Source organism: Azospira inquinata, assembly GCF_018905915.1.
Taxonomy (GTDB): Bacteria; Pseudomonadota; Gammaproteobacteria; order Burkholderiales; family Rhodocyclaceae; genus Azospira; species Azospira inquinata.
Map to the genome: position 1 here is coordinate 1,541,833 of NZ_CP064782.1, position 25,461 is coordinate 1,567,293.

Annotated in this window: 23 protein-coding genes; 14 read left to right on the forward strand and 9 right to left on the reverse strand. The window is 62.6% G+C overall.

From position 1 onward, the window contains the following. Positions 1–519 (reverse strand): transposase, encoded by a 519-nt coding sequence (locus Azoinq_RS07010; protein WP_216130597.1) that lies wholly within the window; start codon positions 517–519, stop codon positions 1–3. A gap of 146 nt (positions 520–665) precedes the next feature. Here Azoinq_RS07010 and Azoinq_RS15225 point away from each other — a divergent pair, with 146 nt between their 5' ends. Beyond that, positions 666–1,151 carry a S1/P1 nuclease gene (locus Azoinq_RS15225; RefSeq protein ID WP_408627114.1) on the forward strand — a complete coding sequence of 162 codons (486 nt, stop codon included), beginning with the start codon at positions 666–668 and terminating at the stop codon, positions 1,149–1,151. Positions 1,152–1,200: 49 nt separating this feature from the next. On the opposite strand, the gene fmt is transcribed toward Azoinq_RS15225, so the two are convergent. Beyond that, positions 1,201–2,136: a methionyl-tRNA formyltransferase gene (gene fmt, locus Azoinq_RS07020; protein WP_216130593.1), complete on the reverse strand. Its 936-nt coding sequence runs from the start codon at positions 2,134–2,136 to the stop codon at positions 1,201–1,203. Between the two features lie 27 nt (positions 2,137–2,163). Then, entirely contained in the window at positions 2,164–2,667 is a 504-nt protein-coding gene (def, locus tag Azoinq_RS07025) for a peptide deformylase (RefSeq protein ID WP_216130591.1), read from the reverse strand. A gap of 150 nt (positions 2,668–2,817) precedes the next feature. Here def and Azoinq_RS07030 point away from each other — a divergent pair, with 150 nt between their 5' ends. From Azoinq_RS07030 to Azoinq_RS07045, 4 genes are all read left to right on the forward strand, one after another. Next, positions 2,818–3,912: a LysM peptidoglycan-binding domain-containing protein gene (locus Azoinq_RS07030; protein ID WP_216130589.1), complete on the forward strand. Its 1,095-nt coding sequence runs from the start codon at positions 2,818–2,820 to the stop codon at positions 3,910–3,912. Continuing rightward, complete coding sequence (dprA, locus tag Azoinq_RS07035; RefSeq protein WP_216130587.1) at positions 3,912–5,027, forward strand: DNA-processing protein DprA; 1,116 nt, start codon at positions 3,912–3,914, stop codon at positions 5,025–5,027. Before Azoinq_RS07030 ends, dprA begins: the two co-directional genes overlap by 1 nt. A gap of 7 nt (positions 5,028–5,034) precedes the next feature. Continuing rightward, complete coding sequence (locus Azoinq_RS07040; RefSeq protein WP_216130585.1) at positions 5,035–5,490, forward strand: DUF494 family protein; 456 nt, start codon at positions 5,035–5,037, stop codon at positions 5,488–5,490. A gap of 129 nt (positions 5,491–5,619) precedes the next feature. Then, positions 5,620–8,184 (forward strand): DNA topoisomerase III, encoded by a 2,565-nt coding sequence (locus tag Azoinq_RS07045; RefSeq protein ID WP_216130583.1) that lies wholly within the window; start codon positions 5,620–5,622, stop codon positions 8,182–8,184. A gap of 97 nt (positions 8,185–8,281) precedes the next feature. On the opposite strand, the gene Azoinq_RS07050 is transcribed toward Azoinq_RS07045, so the two are convergent. The 5 genes from Azoinq_RS07050 to Azoinq_RS07070 all read right to left on the reverse strand — a co-directional run bounded on the left by Azoinq_RS07050 (position 8,282) and on the right by Azoinq_RS07070 (position 12,214). After that, a complete protein-coding gene (locus tag Azoinq_RS07050; RefSeq protein ID WP_232368589.1) occupies positions 8,282–9,427 on the reverse strand; it encodes an FAD-dependent oxidoreductase in 1,146 nt (381 codons plus the stop codon). 60 nt (positions 9,428–9,487) lie between these two features. After that, positions 9,488–9,652 carry a rubredoxin gene (locus tag Azoinq_RS07055; RefSeq protein WP_216130581.1) on the reverse strand — a complete coding sequence of 55 codons (165 nt, stop codon included), beginning with the start codon at positions 9,650–9,652 and terminating at the stop codon, positions 9,488–9,490. 71 nt (positions 9,653–9,723) lie between these two features. After that, positions 9,724–10,197, reverse strand: a complete 474-nt coding sequence (locus Azoinq_RS07060; RefSeq protein ID WP_216130579.1) for a rubrerythrin family protein — start codon at positions 10,195–10,197, stop codon at positions 9,724–9,726. 150 nt (positions 10,198–10,347) lie between these two features. Beyond that, complete coding sequence (locus Azoinq_RS07065) at positions 10,348–11,259, reverse strand: hydrogen peroxide-inducible genes activator (RefSeq protein WP_216130577.1); 912 nt, start codon at positions 11,257–11,259, stop codon at positions 10,348–10,350. 217 nt (positions 11,260–11,476) lie between these two features. Further along, the gene (locus Azoinq_RS07070) at positions 11,477–12,214 is read right to left on the reverse strand and encodes a pseudouridine synthase (protein WP_216130575.1); all 738 of its coding nucleotides are present in this window, start codon (positions 12,212–12,214) and stop codon (positions 11,477–11,479) included. Positions 12,215–12,517: 303 nt separating this feature from the next. On the opposite strand from Azoinq_RS07070, the gene Azoinq_RS07075 reads away from it, so the two are divergent. The 6 genes from Azoinq_RS07075 (at position 12,518) to Azoinq_RS07100 (ending at position 18,712) form a co-directional block, all read left to right on the forward strand. Continuing rightward, positions 12,518–13,063: a hypothetical protein gene (locus tag Azoinq_RS07075; RefSeq protein WP_216130573.1), complete on the forward strand. Its 546-nt coding sequence runs from the start codon at positions 12,518–12,520 to the stop codon at positions 13,061–13,063. A 199-nt stretch (positions 13,064–13,262) separates the two neighbouring features. Further along, positions 13,263–13,484: a hypothetical protein gene (locus tag Azoinq_RS07080; protein WP_216130571.1), complete on the forward strand. Its 222-nt coding sequence runs from the start codon at positions 13,263–13,265 to the stop codon at positions 13,482–13,484. Positions 13,485–13,595: 111 nt separating this feature from the next. After that, on the forward strand, positions 13,596–13,916 hold the full coding sequence (locus Azoinq_RS07085; protein ID WP_216130569.1) for a YXWGXW repeat-containing protein: 321 nt from the start codon (positions 13,596–13,598) through the stop codon (positions 13,914–13,916). Positions 13,917–13,982: 66 nt separating this feature from the next. Next, positions 13,983–15,539 carry a DUF1800 domain-containing protein gene (locus tag Azoinq_RS07090; RefSeq protein ID WP_216130567.1) on the forward strand — a complete coding sequence of 519 codons (1,557 nt, stop codon included), beginning with the start codon at positions 13,983–13,985 and terminating at the stop codon, positions 15,537–15,539. Between the two features lie 15 nt (positions 15,540–15,554). Then, positions 15,555–16,802 (forward strand): DUF1501 domain-containing protein, encoded by a 1,248-nt coding sequence (locus tag Azoinq_RS07095; RefSeq protein WP_216130565.1) that lies wholly within the window; start codon positions 15,555–15,557, stop codon positions 16,800–16,802. 485 nt (positions 16,803–17,287) lie between these two features. Next, the gene (locus Azoinq_RS07100) at positions 17,288–18,712 is read left to right on the forward strand and encodes an aminotransferase-like domain-containing protein (protein WP_216130563.1); all 1,425 of its coding nucleotides are present in this window, start codon (positions 17,288–17,290) and stop codon (positions 18,710–18,712) included. Here Azoinq_RS07100 and Azoinq_RS07105 read toward each other — a convergent pair. Continuing rightward, positions 18,676–20,004: a cytochrome-c peroxidase gene (locus Azoinq_RS07105; RefSeq protein ID WP_216130561.1), complete on the reverse strand. Its 1,329-nt coding sequence runs from the start codon at positions 20,002–20,004 to the stop codon at positions 18,676–18,678. The genes Azoinq_RS07100 and Azoinq_RS07105 overlap by 37 nt on opposite strands. A 369-nt stretch (positions 20,005–20,373) precedes the next feature. Between Azoinq_RS07105 and acpA the strand changes: the two genes are divergently transcribed. The 3 genes from acpA to Azoinq_RS07120 all read left to right on the forward strand — a co-directional run bounded on the left by acpA (position 20,374) and on the right by Azoinq_RS07120 (position 25,461). Next, positions 20,374–21,987, forward strand: a complete 1,614-nt coding sequence (gene acpA, locus Azoinq_RS07110) for an acid phosphatase (RefSeq protein WP_216130559.1) — start codon at positions 20,374–20,376, stop codon at positions 21,985–21,987. A 280-nt stretch (positions 21,988–22,267) separates the two neighbouring features. After that, complete coding sequence (locus Azoinq_RS07115) at positions 22,268–23,173, forward strand: lipase family protein (protein ID WP_216130557.1); 906 nt, start codon at positions 22,268–22,270, stop codon at positions 23,171–23,173. A 254-nt stretch (positions 23,174–23,427) separates the two neighbouring features. Continuing rightward, the gene (locus Azoinq_RS07120) at positions 23,428–25,461 is read left to right on the forward strand and encodes a TonB-dependent receptor (protein WP_216130555.1); all 2,034 of its coding nucleotides are present in this window, start codon (positions 23,428–23,430) and stop codon (positions 25,459–25,461) included.

Genomic DNA, 25,461 nt, shown 5'->3' on the forward strand with positions numbered 1-25,461 from the left:
TCAGACGCGCTTTGTCGGCGCAACTGACCTCTTCGACCGGATCAAGGCCTGCAATTTTTTTAGGTACGCGACCTCCGTGCGCAGTCGCTCATTCTCTTCGCGCAGGGCTTGCGTCGAATCGGTGGCGACCATGTTCGAGGGCGCTGCGCAGCGTCGTTCTGGCTTCATGTTGGGACGCTCTTCTTTCTCGTCCCCGAGCGTCTGCACGTCACCTTGATCGAGATTGCGACGCCAGACCACGACTTGGTTTGGATTGCGAATATCATAGATCGTCGCCACCTTGCGGCTCGAAAGCTTTTCACGGTCCTGATGGGCCAGCACCTCTAGCTTGAACTGCGTACTGTACGCGCTGCGCTTGGGGCGCAACCCGTCAATGCCGTGGAGGCGATAGTGGCTCACCCAGGTGCGGATCTTCTCCTCGGGCACCTTCCAACGCCGGGCCAGCAACTTCGCCTCGCCTTCTCCAGCCAGAAAACTCTTGACGACCTTGAGCTTGAACTCCGTTTTGTACTTCTTCATGGAAACCCTCGAAATTTGTCCAACTTCTGGGGGTCAGTTCATTCCCGGGGCGATTCAGGACACAATATTTAACATTCTCCAAAAAAAATGGACTCAACAGACTAAAGATGTCCATCCCAACTCACATTGCGATTGACCGAAAGAATATGGCTAACTTCTTGATTTACCATCTCACTCAGGTAGTCCGTCATTTAGAAACTTGCACATACCACCAACCTTTGCATACCTGGAGCCGAAATCTCCCTTCAGGCCAGTCCGACAGGGGTGGCAACGGTCTCACCCTGGCCGGAGACGATGTCTCCGGCAGAGAAGCCAATCTCCATACCTATTGGGACGAACTAGCTGGTCCCAGGGGCTTACGGGGAGCCGCCCTGGCTCGCCGGGCAGAAGCGCTGAGTCGACTTTGTGGCAAACCTAAAAAAATGCAGGGTCCAACCATCTGGTTACAAGAAAGTCGTAACCTCGCAATAACCGTAGCCTACGGGGATTTACCCCCATGGCCACCGGTTTCCCTATCCCCGACCTATGCCGCTCGAGCCCAGCAGGTTGGAGATCAACAACTCTGTAAGGCCGGAAAACGGCTAGGTGCGCTGCTCCAGCAACAACTAACGGGTGATGGCTTCCCTCATTAAAAAAGGGCGGGTGTTTCACGTGAAACACCCGCCCTTTTTTTATCCAACCCTAAGCTACCGATACAGAGAACTGCTGCCCCACCTGCACCGGATGTCCCGCCAAAAACTGGGCAACAGGAAGACGCTTACCTCCCGCCTTCTGCAGCTCCCGAATGACCAGAGTCCCCTGACCACAGGCCACCCGAATGCCCTGGCGGGTTACTTCCAATACCTGGCCCGGATTCCCCTCGCCGGCTTCCGCTACCCCATTCCAGATTTTCAGCACATTGCCGCCCAGGTTAGCCGTAGCACCGGGAAAGGGATTAAAGGCCCGCACCTGACGGCTCAGGACTTCGGCGGACTGGCGCCAGTCCAGGGGAGCTTCCCCCTTACTCAGTTTGGCCGCATAAACAGCTCCAGCTTCTTCTTGGGGCTGGGCAACCAACTTACCGGCTTCCAGACCAGCCAGGGCTTCCACGATTAACTCGCCCCCCAAAACCGCCAGACGATCATGGAGCAGGGCAGTGGTATCCGTCTCCAGAATGGGCTCGGCCCGGCGCAACAAAACGGGCCCCGTATCCAGACCAGCTTCCATAGCCATAATACAGACACCGCTTTCCCGATCACCAGCCAGGATGGCCCGGTGGATAGGGGCCGCGCCTCGCCAACGGGGCAACAGGGAAGCGTGGATATTGAGGCAACCCAACCGGGGGATATCCAGCACCGCCTGGGGTAGCAACAAACCATAGGCGGCCACCACCATCACGTCCGGGGCTTCCCGGCGCAGCCGGGCCTGGGCCTCTTCGTCCTTGAGATTAAGGGGCTGGAATACTTCCGTGCCGTGTTCCAAGGCCAGACGCTTTACCGGTGACGCCTGGAGACTCATTCCCCGTCCAGCGGGCCGGTCCGGCTGACTGAGCACCAGGGAAATCTGGTGGCCAGCTTGGTAAAGGGCGGCCAGAGCCGTAGCGGCGAAATCCGGGGTACCGGCAAAAACAATCTTCATGCAGCGTCCAAAGGAAGAGGGAAGGGGTCAGGCCGTAATGCGGGATTGCTTGGCCAGCTTGGTCTTGATGCGGTTCTGCTTGAGCATGGACAGGTATTCCACAAATACCTTGCCTTTCAGGTGGTCGATTTCATGCTGAATACACACCGCCAGCAAACCCTCCGCCTTCAGGGTTTGGGTTTTGCCGCTCAAATCCTGGAAGCGCACAGTCACCTTTTCGGCCCGTTCCACCTTGTCGTAGATACCGGGGACGGAAAGACAGCCTTCTTCCCCCAGAATCAGACCTTGCTCATCCAGAATCTGGGGATTGATCAGCACCAGCAACTGATCCTTTGTTTCAGAAACATCGATGACAATCAATTGCTTATGCACATCCACCTGGGTCGCAGCCAAGCCCACCCCAGGTGCCTCGTACATGGTTTCCGCCATATTTCCGGCCAGGGTACGGATGTCATCGTCAAATTTTTCCACCGGCGCCGCCACCTTTTTCAAGCGGACATCCGGATAGCGCAAAATGGGAAGTAAAGCCATAAAATGCTTGCCCGAATAACGTATTACATGCAGAATTTAAAGAGAATCTCTAGCTTCGGAGCCCTTGCCCTTGTTTCCTCAAGCCAGACCCAATCCATCGCTTGAGACCACAAGGCTACCCCCGCGTTCCGAATAATCGAGGATAAGCCTATGTTTCGGACCCCGTTCCCAGCTCCAGGTACCCGGTGGGGCACCCGCCTTGCCCGCATTATAGCCACCCTGGCGTTCAGCGTCGCCGTCACCCAGGCCCAGGCCGTCCAAGGGGACGTGACCTTGGCGGACGGCGCACCGGATCACTACGTGGTAGTGAAGGGAGATACCCTCTGGGGAATCGCCGGAAAATTCATCAAGGAACCCTGGCGCTGGCCAGAAATCTGGCACCTCAACAAAGGCACCATACACAATCCCAACCGCATTTACCCGGGGGACATGGTGTTGCTGGTCCGGGGCGCAGACGGCCGCCTCCAGCTCAAGGTCGCCCATCCCTATAAGGGCAACCGCTCCGGCACCGTAAAGCTGGAACCCAAGGAATATACGGAAAAGGAAGCGGACGAAATTCCCGCCATTCCCCCCAAGGACATCGAGCCCTACCTGACCCGTCCCCTGGTGGTGGATAACAAATCCATGGATGACTCGGGCCGTATCGTGGCGCCCCAAGAAAACCGGGTCAATCTGGGCGCTGGGGACAAGGCCTATGTGACCAATGTGCGCAGCGACGGGGAAAACTGGGAAATCTACCGCCCGGGCAAGGCCCTGGTAGATCCGGATACCAAGGAAGTGCTGGGCTACGAAGCTTTCCACCTGGGCACTGCCCGGCTGGTCCGGCCCGGCGACCCGGCCCTCATGGAAATCACCACCGCCGTTCAGGAAATCAGCAAATTCGACCGCATGCTGCCGGCGGAAAAGCCCCCCCTGCTGGATTACATTCCCCACAAGCCTGACAACTTTGTGGAAGGCCGCATTCTCTCGGTCTACGGGGGCGTCAGCACTGGCGGCCGGGGCTCCGTGGTTACCCTCAGCAAGGGCGCCCGGGAAGGGCTGGAAGTTGGCCATGTGCTGGCCATCTATAGCGATTCCAAGAGCTTCGTCCAACGTAATGAGCAGGACAAAAAGGAAACGGTCTACATTCCTGCGGAACGCTACGGTCTAGTCTTCGTCTTCCGGGTTTTCGACAAGGTCTCTTACGGACTGGTCATGGAAGCCGAGCACCCCCTAGCGATCAGCGATCAGGTCAAAACCCCCTGATGCAAGATCGGGAAGCCCTGGCCGCCTGGCTACGCCTGACCCTGATCCCCGGGGTCGGGCCCCAGACCCAGCGCCAGTTGCTGGGCCAATTCGGCCTTCCCCACACCCTGTTCGCCACCCCCCGCAGCACCCTGCGCCAACATGTAGGTAACAAGGCCGACCTGCTCCTGGATACGGACAATCAGGAAGGGGTGGATCAGGCCCTGGCCTGGGCCGAGCAACCGGGTAATCACCTGGTCACCCTGGCGGACGCCGCCTATCCCCGCCTGCTGCTGCAAACGGAAGATCCACCCAGCCTGCTCTACGTCAAAGGCCGTCTGGACCTCCTCAATACCCCGGCCCTGGCCGTGGTGGGCAGCCGCAACGCCAGCCCCCAGGGAGAACAGGATGCCCGGGCCTTTGCCGCCACCCTGGCCCGCCAGGGGCTCACCATCGTCAGCGGCATGGCCCTGGGCATTGATGCGGCGGCCCACCGAGGAGCCCTGGCCGAAAACGGCAACACCATCGCGGTCATCGGCACGGGCATCGACCGTATTTACCCGGCCCGTAACCGGGATCTGGCCCTTGCCTTGGCGGAAAAGGGCGCCCTGATTTCCGAATTTCCCCTGGGCACCCCTGCAGTAGCCCACAATTTCCCCCGCCGTAACCGCATCATCGCGGGCCTGTCCCTGGGCTGTCTGGTGGTGGAAGGGGCGGTGGAAAGCGGCTCCCTCATTACGGCCCGTCTTACCGGTGAACAGGGCAAAGAAGTTTTCGCCATTCCCGGCTCCATCCATTCCCCCCTTTCCAAGGGCTGCCACCGGCTCATTAAGCAGGGCGCCAAACTGGTGGAGTGCGCCCAGGATGTGCTGGAAGAGTTAAAACTCACCGTGCCGCCTCCCCCCTCCGATCCGGAACCGGATATTCCCTCCCCGCCCCAGGAGCCATCCTCCGCCTTCCCTGAAGAGGCGCCGGTACTGGCGGCCCTGGGCTTTGACCCGGTTTCCCTGGATACCTTGGTGCAGCGCACCGGCTTGACGGCGGATGCGCTATACGCCATCCTCGTGCGCATGGAGTTGGCCGGAGAGGTGGCCAGCTTGCCCGGTGGACGCTTCCAGCGTCTCACTGCCACCTGAGCCTGCCATGTTTGACATTCTTGTTTACCTGTTCGAAAACTACTACGAATTCAGTTCCCGCCCAGAACCCGAAGTTCTGACCCGCAAACTCACCGCCGCCGGATTCACCGAAGAAGAAATCACCGAAGCCCTGGGCTGGTTGGCTGGCCTCAAGGCAGAAGGGGCCGTGCGCGCCTTTCCCCAGGCCGATCCCCAGGCCATCCGCTTCTACAATGAAGAAGAGCTGCACAAACTGGGCAGCGACTGTCGGGGCTTTCTCCAGTTCCTGCAAAATGCGGGGGTACTGAGCTCTGAACTGCGGGAACTGGTCATCGACCGGGCCCTGGCCTTGGCGGAAGAGCCGGTGGATCTATCCCGCTTCAAGGTCATTGTGCTCATGGTGTTGTGGAGCCGGGAAAAGGACCTGGATACCCTGATCGTGGAAGAGCTCCTCTCCGACGCCGACCCGGATCTGCTCCACTAGAACCTGGGCCCGTTTTTCCCTCCCGCCGTACCCGCCGAATCTCCCTGGCGGCCTTGACAACTTGCCAAGGCCGCCTTGCGCCTCTTATCATCCCCCGCACCTTTACCGGATTTCCCAGAGAAAGCCTTCATGGGCAAAAAGTTGATCATTGCCGAAAAGCCTTCCGTCGCCGCGGACATTGCCCGCGCTTTGGGCGGCTTCACCAAACAGGACGACTTCTACGAAAGCGACGCCTATGTGCTTTCGTCGGCGGTCGGCCACCTGCTGGAACTGGCGGCGCCGGAGGAATTCGAGGTCAAGCGAGGCAAATGGTCCTTCGCTAACCTGCCGGTAATTCCCCCCCATTTTGACCTGAAGCCCATTGCCAAGACCGAGTCACGCCTCAAGTTGCTGACCCGGCTGATAAAGCGCAAAGAGGTAGACAGCCTCATCAACGCCTGTGACGCGGGACGGGAAGGGGAACTGATCTTCAACTACATCGCCCGGCACGCCAAGACCACCAAGCCGGTACAACGGCTATGGCTGCAATCCATGACCCCGGGCGCTATCCGGGAAGGCTTTGTCCGCCTGCGTCAGGGCGAAGCAATGCAAGGCCTGGCGGACGCCGCCATGTGCCGTTCCGAATCCGACTGGCTGGTGGGTATCAACGGCACCCGGGCCATGACCGCTTTCAATTCCAAGAGCGGCGGCTTTCACCTGACCACCGTGGGCCGGGTGCAAACTCCCACCCTGTCTCTGGTGGTGGCTCGGGAGCGGAAAATCCGGGAATTCAAGGCCCATCCCTATTGGGAAGTGGAAGCCACCTTCGGTGCCGCTGCTGGAGAATATCTGGGCAAATGGTTCGATACGGGCTTCAAGGGCAAGGCCGAGGATGAACACGCCCGGGCCGACCGGGTCTGGGATGAAGCCAAGGCCAACGCCCTCCAGGCCAAGTGCCAGGGCAAGCCGGGCACGGTGACGGAGGAAGCCAAGCCTTCCACCCAGCTTTCCCCCCTGCTCTATGACCTAACCAGCCTGCAACGGGAAGCTAACAGCCGCTTCGGCTTTTCCGCCAAGTCCACCCTGGGCCTGGCCCAGGCGCTGTACGAAAAGCACAAGGTACTCACCTATCCCCGGACCGATGCCCGGGCCCTGCCGGAAGACTATCTGGCCACGGTGCGCACCACCCTGGAAATGCTCAAGGGAGACAACGGAGCCAAGGGGACGGAAAGCTTCGTCGCCGACCGCTACGGTGTCTTTGCTGGCCAGATTCTGAAGGGCGGTTGGGTGGTCCCCAACAAGCGCATTTTCAACAACGCCAAGATTTCTGATCACTTTGCCATCATCCCCACCACCCAGGCCCCCAAACACCTGTCCGAGCCGGAGCAAAAGCTTTACGACATGGTGGTCAAGCGCTTCCTGGCCGTGTTTTTCCCGGCGGCGGAACACCTGGTCACCACCCGGATCACCCAGGTGGAAGGGGAATCCTTCAAGACCGAAGGCAAAGTTCTGGTAAAAGCAGGCTGGCTGGCCGTTTATGGTCGGGATAACCAAACCGGTGAGGAAGGCAATCTGGTCCCCGTGGCCCCCAAAGAAACGGTAACCGCCCAAGAAGTGGCGGTCACGGCGCATGAAACCAAACCCCCTGCCCGCTATTCGGAAGCCACCCTGCTGTCCGCCATGGAAGGGGCGGGCAAGATGGTGGATGACGAAGAACTCCGGGCCGCCATGGGTGGCCGAGGTTTGGGTACCCCAGCCACCCGGGCCCAGATTATCGAAGGCCTGATTAACGAACAGTACATCCACCGGGACGGCCGGGAACTTATCCCCACGGCCAAAGCTTTCTCCCTCATGACCCTGCTCAACGGCCTAGGTGTGGCGGAACTCACCTCTCCCGAACTGACGGGGGAATGGGAATGGCAGCTGGCCCGCATTGAGCGGGGCGAACTTACCCGCCATGATTTCATGGATGAAATCGCCGATATGACCCGGCGCATCGTGGAGCGGGCCAAGAGCTACGACAGCGACACCATTCCCGGGGATTTCGGCGAACTGACCACCCCTTGCCCCAAGTGCGGCGGCAAGATTCGGGAAACCTACAAGAAATTCCAATGTTCCGACTGCGACTACGGCCTCTGGAAAATTGTCGCAGGCCGCCAGTTTGAGCCCGGGGAAATCGAAACCCTGCTCACCCAGGGCCAGGTGGGGCCCCTCACCGGCTTCCGCAACAAAATGGGCCGGCCCTTCAACGCCATTATCAAACTGAATGACAAGAAGGAACCGGAGTTCGATTTCGGCCAGGACAAGGGGGACGAAGCCGGGGCAGAACCGGTGGATTTCTCCGACCAGCAGTCCCTGGGGATTTGCCCCAAATGCGGGGCGCCGGTGTACGAACACGGCATGGCCTATGTCTGTGAAAAGTCCGTGGGCCCGGCCAAGACCTGCAATTTCCGCTCCGGAAAAATCATTCTCCAGCAGCCGGTGGAACGGGAGCAGATGGAGAAACTGCTCACCACCGGCCGTACCGATCTCTTGAAAAACTTTGTCTCCGCCCGCACCCACCGGAAGTTCTCCGCTTTCCTGGTCCGGGCTCAAGACGGCAAAGTGGGCTTCGAGTTCGAAAAACGGGAACCCAAGGCCGGAGCGAAGAAAGCCCCCGCCAAAACCACGGGGAAAAAGCCTGCCGCCAAGAAAACGGCAGACACCACGGAATAGGGGCTAGCCCCTTTCCAGCACCCAAAAAAGGGCCCCTCGGGGCCCTTTTTTCATGGAAGGGATCGGAAAAGCATCCCCAAGGGGCGTTTCCCTTCTCCTAGACCAGCACCGGCGGCACCTGGGTTGCCAGGGCCTGCTTTTCCTGCACCCCATCCCCGGCCAGGGCAAAGCCCAGCAGGTTGCCGGCCCCATCCTTGAACAGGGCCCGGGCCCCGGTTTCTTCCACCCTTTCCTCCCAGCCCCCCTGGACACCGGGAGCGGGGGGACACACCACCACGGGGCAGGCAGGGGTCTTTACCGCCACCGGCATGGCCGGATAAACCACCGCTGTGGGGGTCCCCGCCAGAGTGGCCGCCAGGGCCCGGGAAGCCTGCATAATGGGCAGTACGAAGGGCAACACCAGACCAGCCACCTCAGCCCCGTCCCCCAAGGCGAAAATATTGGCATCAGAAGTCGCCAGCTGGCGATCCACCACAATGCCCCGATTGACCGTAAGACCGGCTTCCTGGGCTAATCCCAGCCGGGGGCGCAGTCCCACGGCGGAGAGCACCACGTCCGCTTCCCCGGTCTTGCCCTGGGCCGTGGTGAGGCCATAAGCCCCCGGCCCGCCTTCCACCCGGGCCACTGAATCCTCCAGCTGCCAGCTCACCCCTGCGGCCGCCAGACGGTCCCGGAAAAAGCCCGCCACACCGGGAGGTAACAAACGTCCCAGGGGCAGGGGAGAGGGATCGTAAATGGTGGGGGCATAGCCTCCCTTCACCAGGTCATTGGCAAATTCACAGCCAATCAACCCGCCCCCCAGAATGGTCACCCGCCGAGCACCGACCAGCTTTTCCCGGAAACGGGCGTAATCCCCCAGGTCATTGACGGACAATACGGTTGCCGCCCCGTCTCCCTGCAAGGGTAAGCGGATGGGATCGGCGCCGGTTGCCAATACCAGGCGGGAATAGGTCTGCTCCCCACCAGCCCAAGAAACTCGCTGGGCGGCCCGGTCGATGGCCTGCACCCGTACCCCGGGGATGAGGCGCAAATTGAGTTGGGTGGCAATCTTCTGGGCGGGAGTATTAACCAGGGTAGCCCCGTCCTTGCCGTTGGCCAGAGCATTGGAGAGCATGGGCTTGGAGTAGAAATCCCCGGAATCGGAGCAAATCATGACCAGGGGCACTTCTTTATCCAATTTCCGCAATTCCCGGGCCAGCCCGTAACCGGCCAGCCCGGAGCCGATGATGACAATGGGTTCCACGGCAACTCTCCTTAATTTTTTTAGGGTGTTTTCTGTTGGGATTGGGGTCAGGCTATTTTTTTAGAGGGCTACCATTTCGAAATCGGACTTGCCCACCCCGCAATCGGGACAGCACCAGTCTTCCGGTACATTTTCCCATTTGGTCCCCGCCGGGATACCTTCATCGGGCAACCCCAAGGCTTCGTCGTAGATGAAACCGCAAACGATACATTGCCATTTTTTCATGATGAAACTCCTAAAATTTATTTTCTGCTTAAAAGTTAAAACTTCAGTATTTTCGAATACTTTTGCAAAAATCAGCCTTTGACCTTAGCCAAAGTCTCTTTGTAGTGGTTGGCGTGCCGTTCTTCAACCCGGGCCAAAGCAGCGAAACGCTTGGCAGCCTTGGCTAAAGTGGCGGCAAACTGTTCCGCATGTTCCTTGGATTCAGCGATCTGCTGATCGATCTCGGAAACCGCGCCGTGATGGCCTTCCTGCTCTGCCGTCTCACGGAATGACGGATACATTTCCGTATATTCGTAAGTTTCGCCAGCGATGGCCATTTCCAGACATTTTGCCGGGGACAAAGTGGCCGCCGGATAGAGCAGATCCAGGTGACCGAAAGCATGCATCACTTCCTGATCGGCGGTGGCTTCGAAAACCTTGGCGGTTTCTTCGTCGCCCATGGCCCGACAGATCTTGGCGAAGTAGCGGTACTTGATGTGGGCCATGGATTCGCCGGCGAAGGCGCCTTCCAGGTTTTTCAGGGTGGGGGAGGTATGGTCAGCCATGGTGTTTCTCCTTTGGATTAGCACTTGGGAACAACTTCGATGGAAGGAATACTAGACCTGGGAAAATAATTAATCTAATTGATTAAAAAAATAACATCTATAGTCAATGACTATACAACCCGTAATCCACCTTCTCCCCGGAGCCCGTCCTCAAAGCCCCTGCACACCGGGGGGTAAATCCCCCAGAATCGCAGCCCGCAGGGCATCGATGGCCTGGGGACGGGGAAAGGTCACCCGCCAGGCCAGCACAATGCGCCGGGAAGGCACCGGATCGGTAAAGGGAATCACCCGCACCAGATTCGGGTCCGGCGGATTGGCGGCCACAGCAGAGGCGGGCAATACGGCCACCCCCGCACCGCTGGCCACCATCAGGCGCAGGGTCTCCAGGGAGCCCCCTTCGTAGGATCGCTCCAGGCCCCCCGGCTCCGTAAGACGGGGGCAAGCAGCCACCACCTGGTCCCGAAAGCAGTTGCCCTGCCCCAGCACAAGCAACTCTTCCCCAGACAACTGGGCCGCGGGAATGTTCTCCTTGTCCGCCCAGGGGTGCTGGGCCGGAACCAGCAGACAGAAGGGTTCTTCGTACAGGGCCTGGGTGACGATGCCCCCCTCTTCAAAGGGATGGGCCACCACCACCGCATCCAACTCCCCGGATTTCAGTAGTTCCGCCAGCCGATGGGTGAAGTTTTCCTGCAAATAGAGGGCCATTTCCGGCACCCGGCTATGGAGGGAAGGAACCAGCCGGGGCAGCAAGTAGGGGCCGATGGTGTAGATCACCCCCAGGCGCAGAGGCTGGGCGAAGGGATTTTTGCCCCGGGCCGCGATTTCCTCCACCTGCATGGCTTCGCTAAGCACCTTTTCCGCCTGGAGGGCCACATCCCGCCCCACGGGGGTGAGCTTCACTTCCGCGGCGCTACGCTCGAAAAGGATGGCGCCACAGCGCTCCTCCACCTTTTTTAAAGCCACGGACAGGGTCGGCTGGCTGACGTGGCATTTTTCCGCCGCCCGCCCGAAATGGCGCTCTTTAGCGAGGGAAACGATGTAGCGCATTTCAGTCAGAGTCATGGTGTGCATAAGTGGTGGAAGAAAAGGGGTATCCATTGTGCACAAGCCGGGAAAAACACCAGGGGGCCAAAACTGTCCACAATTTGCCCACACCCTTCCCGGCCACTTACCAACACCCGGATTTCCCCTTTAACTTACTAAAAATAAATGAAAAAAAAAGTTATCCACAGACTTAGGTCTAGGTTAACTGGTTTACGTCTTTGTATACAGAAAAAACCTATACAAAACCAAAATCACCTGGGGCAAGCCCCAGCAGGGAAAAATCCGAGGACTCTAGCCAGCGCCATTGGCCTGGCAACAAGTCCTCGGACAACTGCAACTGGCCCATGGCACAACGATGCAAGGCTTCCACCCGGTTCCCGGCAGCCGCCACCATGCGTTTCACCTGGTGATACTTGCCCTGGCTGATGGTGAAACGCAGGCAAAAATCGTCTTCAGCAAGGCAGGCATCGGCCTTGAGGCATTCCGTTTCCCCATGGAGTAGCACTCCCTGCCAAAGCTTTTCCAGAAACTCGGGGTTAATCGGATAGCGCAGGGTAGCCAGATAGGTTTTGCTGACCTTCCGTTTGGGGGAACTCAGTCCATGGATGAATTGCCCGTTATCGGAAAGAAGCAGAAGCCCGGTGGTGTCTTCATCCAGACGCCCAACGCACTCCACCCCCCGAAGTACCAAAGGCGCCGGCAGCAAGGAAAAAACGCTAGGGTGATGTTGGGGCGCATGGGAACACTCCACATGGGCCGGCTTATGGAGCAGCAGGTAGGCCTGGGGCCGATAGGGCCAAACCTGGTCATCCACCTGAAAATTTGGGGTTTCATTGGAAAAGAAAGGGGTGCTCGGATCCGTCGCCAACCGTTCCCCTACCCGAACCCGCCCCTCCCGTATCAGTTGGGCACACTGTTTGCGACTGCCGAAGCCTTGGCTTTGCAGCATTTTTTCCAATGTCATGGACTTCATGGGACCATCTTGGCACAGTTTTTCTGTTTTGCCAGCGGGGGGATTGGGGATAACTTCTATTGCCCAATAGGAGGGCAAAAGCCTTGAGGGACGGTTCCCTGGCTTCCCAGGACGGATTTTAGGGGGGAAATTTCCCACCGGTTATCCCCAGATTTATGAACAGGCTGGGAAGGGGAAAAAGGTCTTGACCTTATGATTCTTTTACATTTTTCCCCTCACCCGGGGTCAGGAAATGGACTATGATGTAAGTGAAATCCAAGGGGTAAGCCCGATGGGCAACCATTTCCCCAGGAGGTCTTCATCATGTCCACCATCTCAACCAACTACGGCTCTTCCAGCTACTACGACTATTACGCGGCTACCCAGGTAGCGGCGGGGTCGGCTGCCGGTAGCACCAGTTCCGGTTCGGTGGCGGGAAGCGGTACTAGCCTGACTGCTACGGATTCCACCAGTTCCAGCGCTAGCAGCGCTTCCAGCCTTTCCAGTAGCTCGGTCACCAATCTGGTGAATACGGCGGTAAATCTGGCTTCCCAGGCCAACCTGATTGCTACCCTGGGTTCCAGCTCTTCCACGGTGGATGCGGCTTCCTTGCTCAATACCTTGATGCAGGCTGCCCAGGAAGGATCTAGGACGGCTAGTAGTATCAGCGGCACCTCGGGGGATAGTGGCGGCAGTGCTTCCGGTTCCTCCTCCACTTCCACCAGTTCTTCCAGCAGCTCCGGTTATTCCTCGGACGTGAATGCCAATTGGGCCAGCCTGCTTAAGACCAATCCCTCCCTCTCCTCCGTGGTAGCTGCCTATTCCACCAATGCGGCCATTGTGGGCTCCGTACTGTCCGCCGCCGCTTGAATCCTGGCGTCGGCCCTGGTTCCTAGCGCCCCGGTTTCCCCGGGGCGTTTTGCTGGGGGCTTGGGGAGGTAGGGGCAACAAATTCTTACATCTGGGGCCATTTGCTTACCTTTGCCGGGTCGCCTTTTTTTCCTGCCGGGCGTTGAAGGATCAGGCCGGGAAAATCCGGATCGGTAAACGGTTGGGTGGAAAGCCTCCCATGGACAAAATCTTCTGCACCTTGCTGCTGTGTTGCCTGATGGGCACGGCCTGGGCGGCGCCCCGCTCCTGGGCCCAGCGTCATCCCCGGTTGCACGCCCATGGCAGAAACGGGGTATCCGTATCCCGGCATCTGCTCGGGAGCAAGCCCCATCCGGCACCTTCTGTCCTCACCCGTCCCCGATCCTCCCATGCCCCGGTCACGGCCGCCGTCTCCCCCTAGGAAGCGGCGATAAGGAACCCGGTAGCCGCTCAGGCAGTGGTCAGCCCATCCCCCTACCATGGGATGGCCCTTCCTTCCTCGGGCGGCAATTCTGATCGGCAGGTGAAACCCATGACCAAAGCTGTGCTCACGGCCGCCCTGGTGGCGGCCACCCTCTCCCTGTCCGCCTGCGTGGTGGTGCCGCCCCAAAGGCCCGTGGCCGTCTGGGCCCCCATGGCGCCGCCCCCGCCTCGGGTGGAGGTGATTCCGCCCCAACCCTATCCGGAATATGTATGGATTACGGGCCACTGGGCCTGGGAAAATGACCGTCATCGTTGGGTGGAAGGCCGCTGGGCGGCGCCCCGCCCCCATGAACACTGGGAACCCCATCGCTGGGAACCGGGGGAAGGCGGCCGCTGGCAGCTCCATGGGGGATACTGGCGCCATGACTGAGCCCCTGCCCTTGTGCCTCGTTCCCGTTTCCCGGGGACGACAGAACCGGCCCTGACGGAGGGGGCAATGGCAAAAATTTTGACGGAAGACTGGCCTCTCCACCGCCTCGCCTTCGGGCCCGATCCGATCAGCCGGGAGGCCCTGCAACGCCTGGGTTTTCGCGGCTGGGTGGAGGAGCAGCTGGCGCCGGGGACGGATCCGGAAGGGGAACGGCGTCTGGCCGCCCTGCGTCTGCCCATCCGCTATGGGGAGGACCTGGAAAAGGGTTGGCCTGCCGTGGACGAACAGCGCCCTCTGCAATGGTTGCAGGCCCCCATTGAATCCCTATGGGCCCTCCACGGTGGGGAAGGGCGCCCGGTCGCCCCGGCGGAAAAGGCCCGGCCCCGCAATGAAGCCATTGCTGCAACCCTGGTGCGGGCCGTGTATAGCCCCTGGCAGCTCAGGGAAGTGCTGGCGGATTTCTGGCATGACCACTTCAACGTCAATGCCTGGGACCAGACCGTGGGCATTGCCTTTCCCGTCTATCAGCGGGAAGCCATCCGGCCCCACAGCCTGGGGAACTTCCGCACCATGCTGGGTGCGGTGGCCCGCAGCGCCGCCATGCTCCGCTACCTGAACAACAGCAGCTCCCGGGCCGGGGCGCCCAACGAAAACTACGCCCGGGAGCTGTTGGAACTCCACACCCTGGGCCGGGACGCCTATCTGAACGGCCTTTACCAGCGCTGGCGGGAAGTGCCCGGCGCCCTCCAGGGCCATCCCCAGGGCTATATCGACCAGGACGTGTACGAGGCAGCCCGGGCCCTCACCGGCTGGACCCTGGAAGACGGGGCCCACCTGGGGGGCGGCCAGACCCAGCCCCGCACGGGCCGTTTCGCCTACGTGGAGGCCTGGCACGACAATTACCAGAAGCGGGTGCTGGCCCGGGATTTCGACCCTTACCAGCCCCCCATGGCGGACGGGGAAGGGGTTCTGGACCTGGCCGCCTTCCATCCTGCTACGGCCCAGCATCTGGCCCACAAACTTTGCGTTCGCCTGGTGGATGACCGGCCCCGTCCGGCCCTGGTGGCCGGCGCCGCCCGGGTCTGGCGGGAGACGGCCCGGCGGCCGGACCAGATCGCCCGGGTGGTGGAATACATTGTTCTCTCCCGGGATTTTGCCGCCAGCCGTCAGGCCAAGGTGAAGCGGCCCCTGGAACTGGTGGCGGGCTTTATCCGGGCCACCGGCCTTAATTTCCAGCCCACGGAAGGCCTGGTGGGGGAAATGGCCGCCGCCGGTCAGCGCCTCTACGGCTGGCCCACACCGGACGGCCATCCGGAGGACAGCGCCTACTGGCTCTCCAGCAACGGCATACGGCGGCGCTGGACCCTGGTGGCGGGGCTGGGGGAAAACTGGTGGGGTAACGGTACCTGGAACCCCTTTCCCGAGCCCCTCAGCCCCGGGGTGGCGGCGGGCCGCTTTGTCGCCTTCTGGCTGGACCGGCTCTATGGGGCGACTCCGCCGCCCCTGGCGGAGCGGCTCCTGGCCACGGCGGGCCTGCGGGCAGGCCAGTCCCTGACGGCGCCCGGTCCGGCTAGGCATCTGGTGGCCTGGGCCGCCATGGTGCCCGAATATCAATTGGGTTAAAGGGATGGAACCAGTATGAAGCGGCGGCAATTTCTCCAGGCGGCCCTGGCGGCCGGGGCCCTCTCCCCCTGGTGTGGGGTGTCCCGGCTGGCCTACGGCGCGCCCACCGCGTCCCATCCCCTGCTGGTCAGCCTGTTTCTCCGGGGCGGGGCGGACGGTCTCCATTTGCTGGGCCCGGCGGCGGACCCGGATTATCAGGGGGTGCGTCCCCCGGAACTACGGGTCATGGATCGGGGGCCGGATCAGGGCTGGCCCCTGGCCAACAGTCTGGACCCCTGCCTGGATTTCCGCCTGCATCGCCAGGGAGCGGCCCTGGCCCAGCTCTACGGAGCCGGGGTGCTGAGCTTTGTCCATGGGGTGGGTCTGGAAGATGCCACCCGCTCCCATTTTGTCGCCCAGGAATTGGTGGAAGGGGGCCTGACGGAGGAAAAAGCCCTGTCCGGCACCCCCGGGGGCTGGCTATCCCGGGCCCTGGGCCATTTTTCCCTGGCCGGACCGGTCCCCGCTTTTTGTGCCGGGACCAATACGGACCGCAGCCTGGCCGAGTTTGACCGGGTGCTGTCGGCCCCGGACCTGAACCACGGCCTGCTGCCCCCCTGGGGCGAAGCCACCCGGCAATTGCTGCAAGCCAGTGCAGAGGCGGGGGATAGCCCGGTCCATGTGGCCACTCGGCAGACCCTGGCCTTGGTGGAAGCGGTGGACGGTCGCCTGCCCCGCCAGGGCCGGGACCGGATTGAGGCCTACGTGCCGGGGGGCAAGGCGGATTACGGTAAGGGCGGTGAAGCCGGGCGGGGTCTGGCCGCCGTGGCCCGTCTGGCCCGTCTGGACGTGGGCTTGCAGGCCGCCTGCGTGGATATGGGGGGCTGGGATACCCACGAAGGTCAGGCCGGACGCTTCGCCGCCCAGATGGGCCAGCTTTCCGCCGCCCTGGCCGCCTTTCACGAAGACATGGCCGCCGCCAACCGGCCCTATGTGCTGGTGGCCATGACCGAATTTGGCCGCCGCCTGCGGGCCAACAAGAGCGGCGGTACGGACCACGGCCACGGCGCCTGCTGGCTAGTGATGGGCCAGGGGGTCAGGGGCGGGCGCATGGCGGGCCGCTGGCCCGGCTTGAGCACCCGGGCCCTGGATCAGGGCGTGGATCTGGCCGTGACCACCGATTACCGCCAGGTTTTGGCGGAGGTGGTGGCGGGTTGCGGCTGGGGCAAGGCGGCAGGCCCCGTCCCGCTCCCTGGTTCCCGGCCCCTGGGCCTCTTTGCCTGAAACCGGGGAAAAAGCCCGGCCCACCGGGGGCTGAAAACCCAGCCGAAGGCCGGGCGTTCCTTTCGGGCCGGGGCTAGAAGCAGGATATCCCCGGCCCCCCAGGCTTCCACCAGATACAGGGCCCGGGAGGGCAGGATGAGGCTTTCCCCCGGGCCCAGTTCCCGGTCTCCCAGGGGCGGGGGGCCGGAGATCAGCAGGGGGCCTTGGCAACAGACCAGGGTCCAGCCCTGGAGACGGCTCAGGGAGAGCAACTGGCCAGGGGAAAGCCGCTGGCGGCGGGGCAGGGGGGACATGGGAATGACTCCGGATCGGGGGCCCCAGTGTGGTCCGCAGCCCCGGCCCGCCCAAGGTACAGGGGGGTAACTAATCCCCGTGCTGTCCGGGCCGGCTTGGGCCACTGTACCGATCCGGCTACCGGTACAGTTTGCGGCGCTCCCCGGTCCCACCCCTGGGGTCTTTCCCGGCCCCTCTGCTAAAGTAGGGCGATGGACGCCCCTACCCAACTCCCCGCCCTGGACCGGGCCGGGGAACTCTCCCTGGTGGACCAGCTGGTGGGCCACCTCACTGCCCGGATCGACAGTGGCCAATGGCCCCCGGGCACCCGCCTGCCTTCCATCCGCAAACTGGCCGCTGCCCTGGGGGTGAGCCCGGCCACCGTGGTGGGGGCCTATGACCGGCTGGTGGCCCGCAGCCTGATTGAATCCCGGGCCGCTTCCGGCTATTTCGTCCGTCAGCGCCGCTACGCGCCCCGCCTGCCCGCCCCCATGCTGCAACGCAGTGAGCTGGATGCGGTGTGGTTGCTGCACAAGCTCATGGAACGCCAGGACAACGTGACGGCGGTGGGCAGCGGTTTTCTTCCCGAGCACTGGCTGGAGGACATGCTTTCCTCCCGGCTCCTGGCCCAGTTTTCCCGCAAGGGCAAAAAGAGCTATGCCCTGCCCTGTGCGGCGGAGGGTTATCCCCCCCTGCGCAGCCAGATAGCCTTGATGCTGGCCCAGGCCGGGATCAAAGCCGCCCCGGAACAGGTGCTCATGACCTTTGGCGCCACCCAGGGCATTGACCTGATCTGCCGGGGGCTGCTCCAGGCCGGGGATGCGGTGGCGGTGGAAGAGCCCGCCTATTTCGGCCTCTATGCCCGGTTGCGGGCCCAGGGCGTACGCCTGCTGGGGGTGCCCCGGCGGGATGATGGTCCGGATCTGGCAGTCCTGGACCAGATTTGTACCCAGCACCGGCCCCGGCTCTTTTTCACCCAGACCCTGTTGCACAACCCCACGGGCAGCAGCACCAGCCCGGCCACCGCCTTCGGCCTGCTGGAACTGGCCCGGCGCCACGATCTGCGCCTGGTGGAAGACGACGTGTTCGGCGACCTTCACCCCAGCCCCAATCCCCTGCGTCTGGCCCAGGTGGATCAGCTGGAGCGGGTGATATTCCTGAGCGGCTTCACCAAGGTGCTGAGCCCCAGCATCCGGGTCGGCTATCTGGCCGCCGCCCCGGAACTGATCCAGTGCTTTCTTGAGCAGAAAATCCTGTCCGTGCTGTCCACCTCCGAGCTGGATGAGCGCCTGGTTTTCGAGCTGCTCTCCAACGGCAGCTTCCACAAGCATCTGGAACGGACCCGGGCCCGCCTGTCCCACCACCGGGCCCAGGCCGTGCTGGGCCTGGCCCGGGCTGGGCTCAAGCCGATTCTGGCGGACGAAGGGGGGCTCTTCATCTGGGCCCGCCTGCCCGATGCCGTGGCGCTGAAGCCCCTGGTGGAAGACGCCCTGACCCAGGGCTTTTTGCTGACCCCGGGGGACGTGTTTTTTCTGGAACAAGCCCCCGGGCCCTGGCTGCGCTTTAACGGGGCGGCGGCCAACGACGGCCGTCTTTTCGCCTACCTGGCAGAACGCTTGGGGGCGGCGGGCCGGTAGCCGTCCGTCAGGGTGCGGAGAAAAGCCTCCAGATCCTGGAGATCCCGGTGGCTGAGCCGAGGCCGCTCCCCGGGGCGGCCGCCGAAGGGAGCTTCCTGGCTCACATTGGCCCGGTAGGCCGAGGGCAGGTCGTTGTAGCGCTCCACCGTGCCGTCCGGGCGCCGGGGATACCAGCGTTGGGGCGCCCCATCCCGCTCCCCGTAAAAGCGCAGGGCATCGGCCAGGGAATGGATCACCCCGTTGTGGAAAAAGACTCGGCGCAAAGCCACGTTGCGCAGGCTGGGCACCCGGAATAGGCCGCAGTATTCCGCATGATCCTTCAGGTCCTGGCGGGCCGGGCCGCACAGGCCCAGGTCAAAAAAGGCCGGGTCCCGGTTCTGGGGCAGTTGGGCATTACGGGGCAGGCCCAGGGCCTGGTAGCCGAAATCGGTAAAGGCGGGAAACGCCCCGTCCGCCGTGGGGCGGCTGGGATGGCAGGCGGCGCAGTTGCCCCGCCGGGGGTCTTCAAACACCGCCAGGCCCCGGGCTTCCCGCCGGGAGAGCTTGGCCTGGCCCCGCAGATAGGCGTCGTACTTGCTGCTGTAGGGATAAAAGCGGTCGGGCTGCTGTTGAAAGGCTTCCAGGGCCAGGAGGGCGGCCTGGACCAGGGTATCGGGCCGGGCTTCCACCTCCGGGCCGAAGAGGCGCACTAGGGCGGCCCGGTGGGGCCCCTGGCGGAGCTTGGCGGCCAGGTTGGGGATATCCGGATTGGCCATTTCATTGGGGGCGAAGAGGGGAATGGCGGCCTGATCGTGGAGGGAAGGGGCTCGGCCGTCCCAGGTGAAGCCCCCCGTGGGGCCCTGGTCTTCGCTGTCCCGGCCATCGTTATCGAAAAAGTGTTCGCTGAAGGGGGGCAGGGTCTGGAGATAGCGGAGGGACGGGGCCGCCCGGCCGCCCACCTGGTCCATGGCTGGCCCCCCGGTCTGGGTCGCCCGGGGATTGTCCGGCCCGAAAGCCCGCCCAGGACTGTGGCAGGTGGCGCAGGCCAGGCGGCCGGAGGCGGACAGGCCCGGGTCCATGAACAGGGCTTCCCCCAGGGCCGCCAGGGCGCGGAAATCGGGCCGATGTTGGGCCAGCAGCTGGTAGGGAGAGATGGGGCCGGGCGCCCCTTCCCCAGCCAGGGCGTTACCAACCAAGCCGATCAGGGCCCCCAGGGCCAGGCCTAGGAAAAGGCGGAAGAGGGAAGCGCAACCCAGGAGCCTGGGGGGCGGGGAGAGGGGGGATTGGGTGGGCGGCGGGTAGGGGTGGGACATGGGCGAAAGGAAAAGGGGGAATCAGGGAAGCCGGGCGGTTGGGGCACCCAAAACCAGGGCATCCCCAAGCCAAGGGGCTAATCCCTTGGGAAACCGGGCAAAGTAAAGGGCAAAGCTCGGCAAAACGCCAGCCTAAGCCCTTTCCATGACAGGTCTGTGTCCCGGGGCGCGGTCACAGGGCTGTCATGGGCCTGTCATGGCCCGGGACGAGAATTCTTCCCCGTCCTTGGCCCGGCCCGGGGGCGTTCGCCAGGGGAGAGCAGCCTGTCACCCTTGGGCGATCCCGGGCCTACGCCCTTAATTCCCTTTCCCTTCCCTTTCCCTTCCCTTTTTCGGCCCCTGCCGGTTTTCTGCGAGGAATGTTCCGCCATGAAATCTCCCTTTCTGCTGCCGCCCCTGGCGGCGCTTATGGCTCTGCTGGGGGCCCCGGCCCAGGCGGCGTCCGCCAATGGCCTGGAAAAAATTCATACCCTGGTGGTGATTTATGGGGAAAACCGCAGCTTCGATAATCTCTACGGCCTTTTTCCCGGGGCTGACGGCATTCCCGGGGTGAACCCCAGCTCCTCCCAGCGCCAGGCCGTGCCCCAGAAGGATTTTGACGGCTCCGTATTGCCTGCCCTGCCGCCCACCTGGGGCGGTTTCACCGCAGCGGGCCAGGCCGTGACCCTGCCCCAGGCCCAGACCGCCGGTTGGCCGAACCAGCCCTTTGCCATTGATGATCCCAAGGGGGTGGCTGGCACCGGGGTGGTGGTGAATGGCCAGGTGACTACCCGGGATCTGGTGCATCGCTTCTACAACAACCAGATGCAGATCGGCGATGGCGCCAATGACCGCTTCGCCGCCTACTCGGACGCCGGGGGCCTGACCATGGGCTATTACGACGGCAGCGCCATGGCCCTGTGGAAGCTGGCCCGGCACTATGTGCTGGCGGACCACTTTTTCATGGGCACCTTTGGCGGTTCCTTCCTCAATCACCAGTATCTGGTCTGCGCCTGCGCTCCTGAATATGTCCATGCGGACCAGTCCCCGGCCAAGGGCCTGATTTCCGCCATTGACCAGGACGACCAGGGCCATTTCCTGCGCCTCACCCCGGGCACGGGCAATCCGGCCTCCGTGCTGGAAGGCAAGCCGGTGTACCAGAAGGATGGGGCCCTCACCCCGGCGGACAAGGAAGGGCGCTTCTATGCGGTGAATACCATGCAGCCGCCCTACCAGCCCAGCGGCAATCCCCCCGCCGGGGACAGCCGCTATGCCGATCTGGCCAAGGCCTCCACCCTGCCGCCCCTTACCCAGCAGACCACCATTGGGGACATTCTGGACGCCAAGGGGGTGAGCTGGGCCTGGTACGCAGGGGCCTGGGACCAGGCTAGTCGGGACCGGGCGGCCATCTACAACGACAAAATTCCCAACTTCCAGGCCCACCACCAGCCCTTTAACTACTACGCCAAGTTTGACCCGGTGACCCGGGCGGCTTACCGGGCCGCCCACCTCAAAGACGGGGATCGGCTCCTGGCGGACGCCAAGGCGGGCAAACTGCCCGCCGTCACCTTCTATAAGCCCCAGGGCAATCTGAACCAGCATCCGGGCTACGCCAATGTGGCGGACGGGGATGCCCATGTGGCGGCGGTGATCGCCCGGCTGCGCAAGAGCCCCCAGTGGAAGCACATGCTCATTGTGGTGACCTACGACGAAAACGGCGGCTTCTATGACCACCTGCCCGTGCCCAAGGGGGATCGGTGGGGCCCGGGCAGCCGCATTCCAGCCATTCTCATTTCCCCCTATACCAAGCGCCAGCAGGGCCAGGGCGTGGTGGATCACACCCCCTACGACACTGGCTCCATCCTGCGCTTCATCACCCGCCGCTACGATCTGCCCGCCCTGCCGGGGCTGACGGAGCGGGATCAGGCCCTGGCCGCCCATCACGAAGCCCCCCTGGGGGATTTGAGCCAGGCCCTGGACCTGACCGCCCCGCCCCACGATTAAGCTGGCCTTTCCCTTCTTCCGGCCCGCCGTTTTGGCGGGCTTTTTTTATGGGGCCGGGCCCGGGAGTTTCGGGGCCCGGATAGTCCATGTCAAAGCCATAAATCTGGGCGGTTTTTGCGAACAATGCCAAACGGGTAATAGTGGACTGTGCCCCCGGCTTAAGACAAAAGTGAGAAAGTCTCCGTCCTAAATCCAATCGTATATGGCATAGGTCTAATTGTGGCGCGGCTCTTGGCGGGTCACCATACGACTTTCCTGAAGGGAGATTAGGGAGTCCATCATGTCCACCACCACCGTGCCTTGTCGTTTGCTCTGCGCCAGCCGCATGGCCTACATGATCAGCGACAACGATCAACCGGTTCCCGGGTGCCCCCCCTACGACGGGGCGGCGGGATTCAAGGAAGCTCCCGTGGGATTTGTGGCTGGTCCCCTGGGCATTAACGCCGCCATGGTGGGCACCTCCGCCGATGGGGTGGTGCTTACCTTCCGGGGCACCCTGCCACCGGATAGCCCCAATCACGAGCAAACCATTCTGGACTGGCTCAACGATGCGGACGCGGTGCTGATTTCCGTGCCCGGCATCCAGGGCAAGGTCCATCAAGGCTTCTGGAATGCCCTGGATTCCCTGTGGCCTGCTCTGGAGGCGGAGGTGCGCCAGCAGATGGAAGCCAGCCCGAAAGCCTCCCTGGTCATCACCGGCCACAGCAAGGGCGGGGCCATGGCCGATCTGGCCGCCGCCCGTTTTGCCCAGGCCGGGGTAGGCAGCACCGTTTATACCTACGCTGCCGCCCACCCGGGCAATCAGGAGTTTGCCGGTTACTACGCCACCCTGGCTGGCATTCAAAGCTCCTACCGCTACGAATACGCGGATGACATCGTGCCCCATCTGCCCCCCAGCCTGGTTTTGCGCCAAGCGCTGAAGGACGTGCCGGGCTTTGAAAAATTCCACGCCGAGCTGGCGACCCGGGATCAGGTGGATATTGACTACGCCCCCGTGGGTACCCTGCGCTTTATCAACTGGGAGGGGGTGGTGGTGAAAGATACCCCCCTGCTGCCCCTGGAACGGGCCTATCACCTGGTGGATTTGATTCTGCACCGGCAGTTCGAGCAAATAGTGCGGGACCATTCCATCGACTGCGGCGGGGGCTACGCCACCGCCATCTGCCCCACCGGCGTATGCGGGTAGGGCACCGGGCCCCCGGGGCCCGGGCTTTCTCCCGCCGGTTCCCTTAATCCTTCCCTCCTGATGCAAGGCTCCCGGCCCCGGGGAGGGGGCACGGGATGTGCCCATTTTTTCCGCCTGCGACCCTATGTCGCATCGTTTCTCCGATGCTGTGCCTCTAGAATGCCCGACTTTTCTATAAATAATAGACAAATCATATATTTAGAAATTTCTAATATAGGTTTGTCGGCCAAGGACGGGGCATGGAAAAAAGGCGGATGGCGGGGTGGCTGGCGGGACTGTTGCTGGGCTTGGGGGCACGGGGGGCGGTAGCCGCCAATTCGGGCTCCGGGGCGGCCCCGGGGGCCGGGGAAGAGGCGGCGGTCACCCTGGGGGAGGTGGTGGTTAGCGGAGCGGCGGGGGGCAGCCTGCCCACCCGGAGCATTCTCTCCTCAGTGAATATTCTGGGGGCCGACCAGATCGAAAATCAGAACATCAAATCCCCCTGGCAACTTTTCTACCTCATGCCCGGGGTCATGCTGACCCAGTACAACATGGGCACCACCTCGGGCAAGCTTTCCTTTCGCGGTTTCAACGGGGAAGGGGAGGTGAATGCGGTGAAGCTGCTCATCGACGGCATTCCCAGCAACAGCAACGACGGCAACATGCCCTACCTGGATCTCCTGTTTCCCCTGGAAATCCAGTCCGTGGAACTGGTGAAGGGCACCAACGATCCCCGCTACGGCCTGCACAACATCGCCGGTAACGCCAACCTGACCACGGACACGGGGGGCAATTACACCAAGAGTCGGGTGGCTCTGGGCAGCTTTGATAGCCGGGAGGTGCAGCTGGGCCGGGGGGTGGAAGGGGATGGCCTGTCCCAGAATTATTTCTTTGGCTACCAGAGTGCTAACGGCTGGCGCGCCCATGACGATTCGGAGCGCTACGCCCTCTCCGGCAAGTGGTTTGTCACCCCCAACGGGGGCCGTACCAACCTGGGCCTGACCTTCCGGGCCGCCAAACAAAAAGCGGATGAGCCGGGCTATCTGAGCCAGGCCCAGAGCGACGCCAACCCCCGCATGTCCCCGGCCAACAACCGCACGGATGGGGGGGAGCGGACCATGGAGCAGATGAGCCTCCAGGGGGACCACCAGTTCAACGACCGCTGGTTCGGCGCCCTCAAGGCCTACGTCAATCACATCGACGACCGGCGCTGGTTGGATTACGGCCAGGGCACCACGCCCCAGGAACGGGCCATCCAGGAACTGCACCAGGGCTTTATCGCCACCCTGACCTGGCGCCCGGAGGTGCATCGCCTCTACGACCTGGCCATTGAGGGCGGGGTGGATGGGGAATGGCAGCAGAACCAGAGCCAGCGCTACAACATCAACCAGCGGGTGCGCCTGGCCCAGACCCGGGATCAGCGCTTTGACTTCAATGTGGCCGGGGCCTACCTCCAGGCCGTGATTCGCCCCACGGAAAAACTCAAGATCGTGCCCGCCTCCCGGGTGGATAAGTTCAACGGGAATTTCACCGACCGGCTCACCGGCAATAGCTACGGCATGAACGATTACGGCTGGATACACCAGCCCAAGCTGAGCGCCATGTACACCCTGGTGCCGGGCTACAGCCTTTACGGCAACTATGGCCGGACTTTCCAGGTGGGGGTGGGGTCCGGCGCCTACCGCCTGAGCCAGACCGGCTCCCAGAGCCCGTCCCTCAACGACGGCTGGGAAGTGGGCCTGAAGATGCAGCCCGCCGCCGGTACGGAAGCTCGGGTCGCCCTCTGGCAGCAGGTGGCCTCCGACGAGCTGCGGCGCATGCTCTACGGCGCTGCCAACGATATGGAAGCGGTGGGTAAGACCCGGCGCCAGGGCATGGACTGGGAACTGTCCACCCAGGCCACGGAAGCCACCCGCCTGTGGGCCTTCTACTCCTACCAGAATTCCAAGATTCTCAAGGCCGGGGCCCAGGAGCCCGGGGCCCAGGGCCAGGAAATCGACCACGTGCCCCACTACATCGTCTCCGCCGGGGTGGAACATCGGCTCAACGCTGATCTGCGCCTTACCGCTAGCCTCAACGCCCAGGGCAGCTCCTACCTGGAGCGCACCAACACCACGGCCAAATACGGGGCCTACACCCTGGTGAATGTGGCCGCCAATTACCGGCTGGACAACCACACCAGCCTGGATTTTCAGGTGCAGAACCTGTTCGACCGGCGCTATGAATACGTGTGGTACATGAGCGGGGAAACCTTCCACGCCCCGGCGGACGGGCGGGCCATGTTTGTGGCCCTTAACCTACGCTACTGA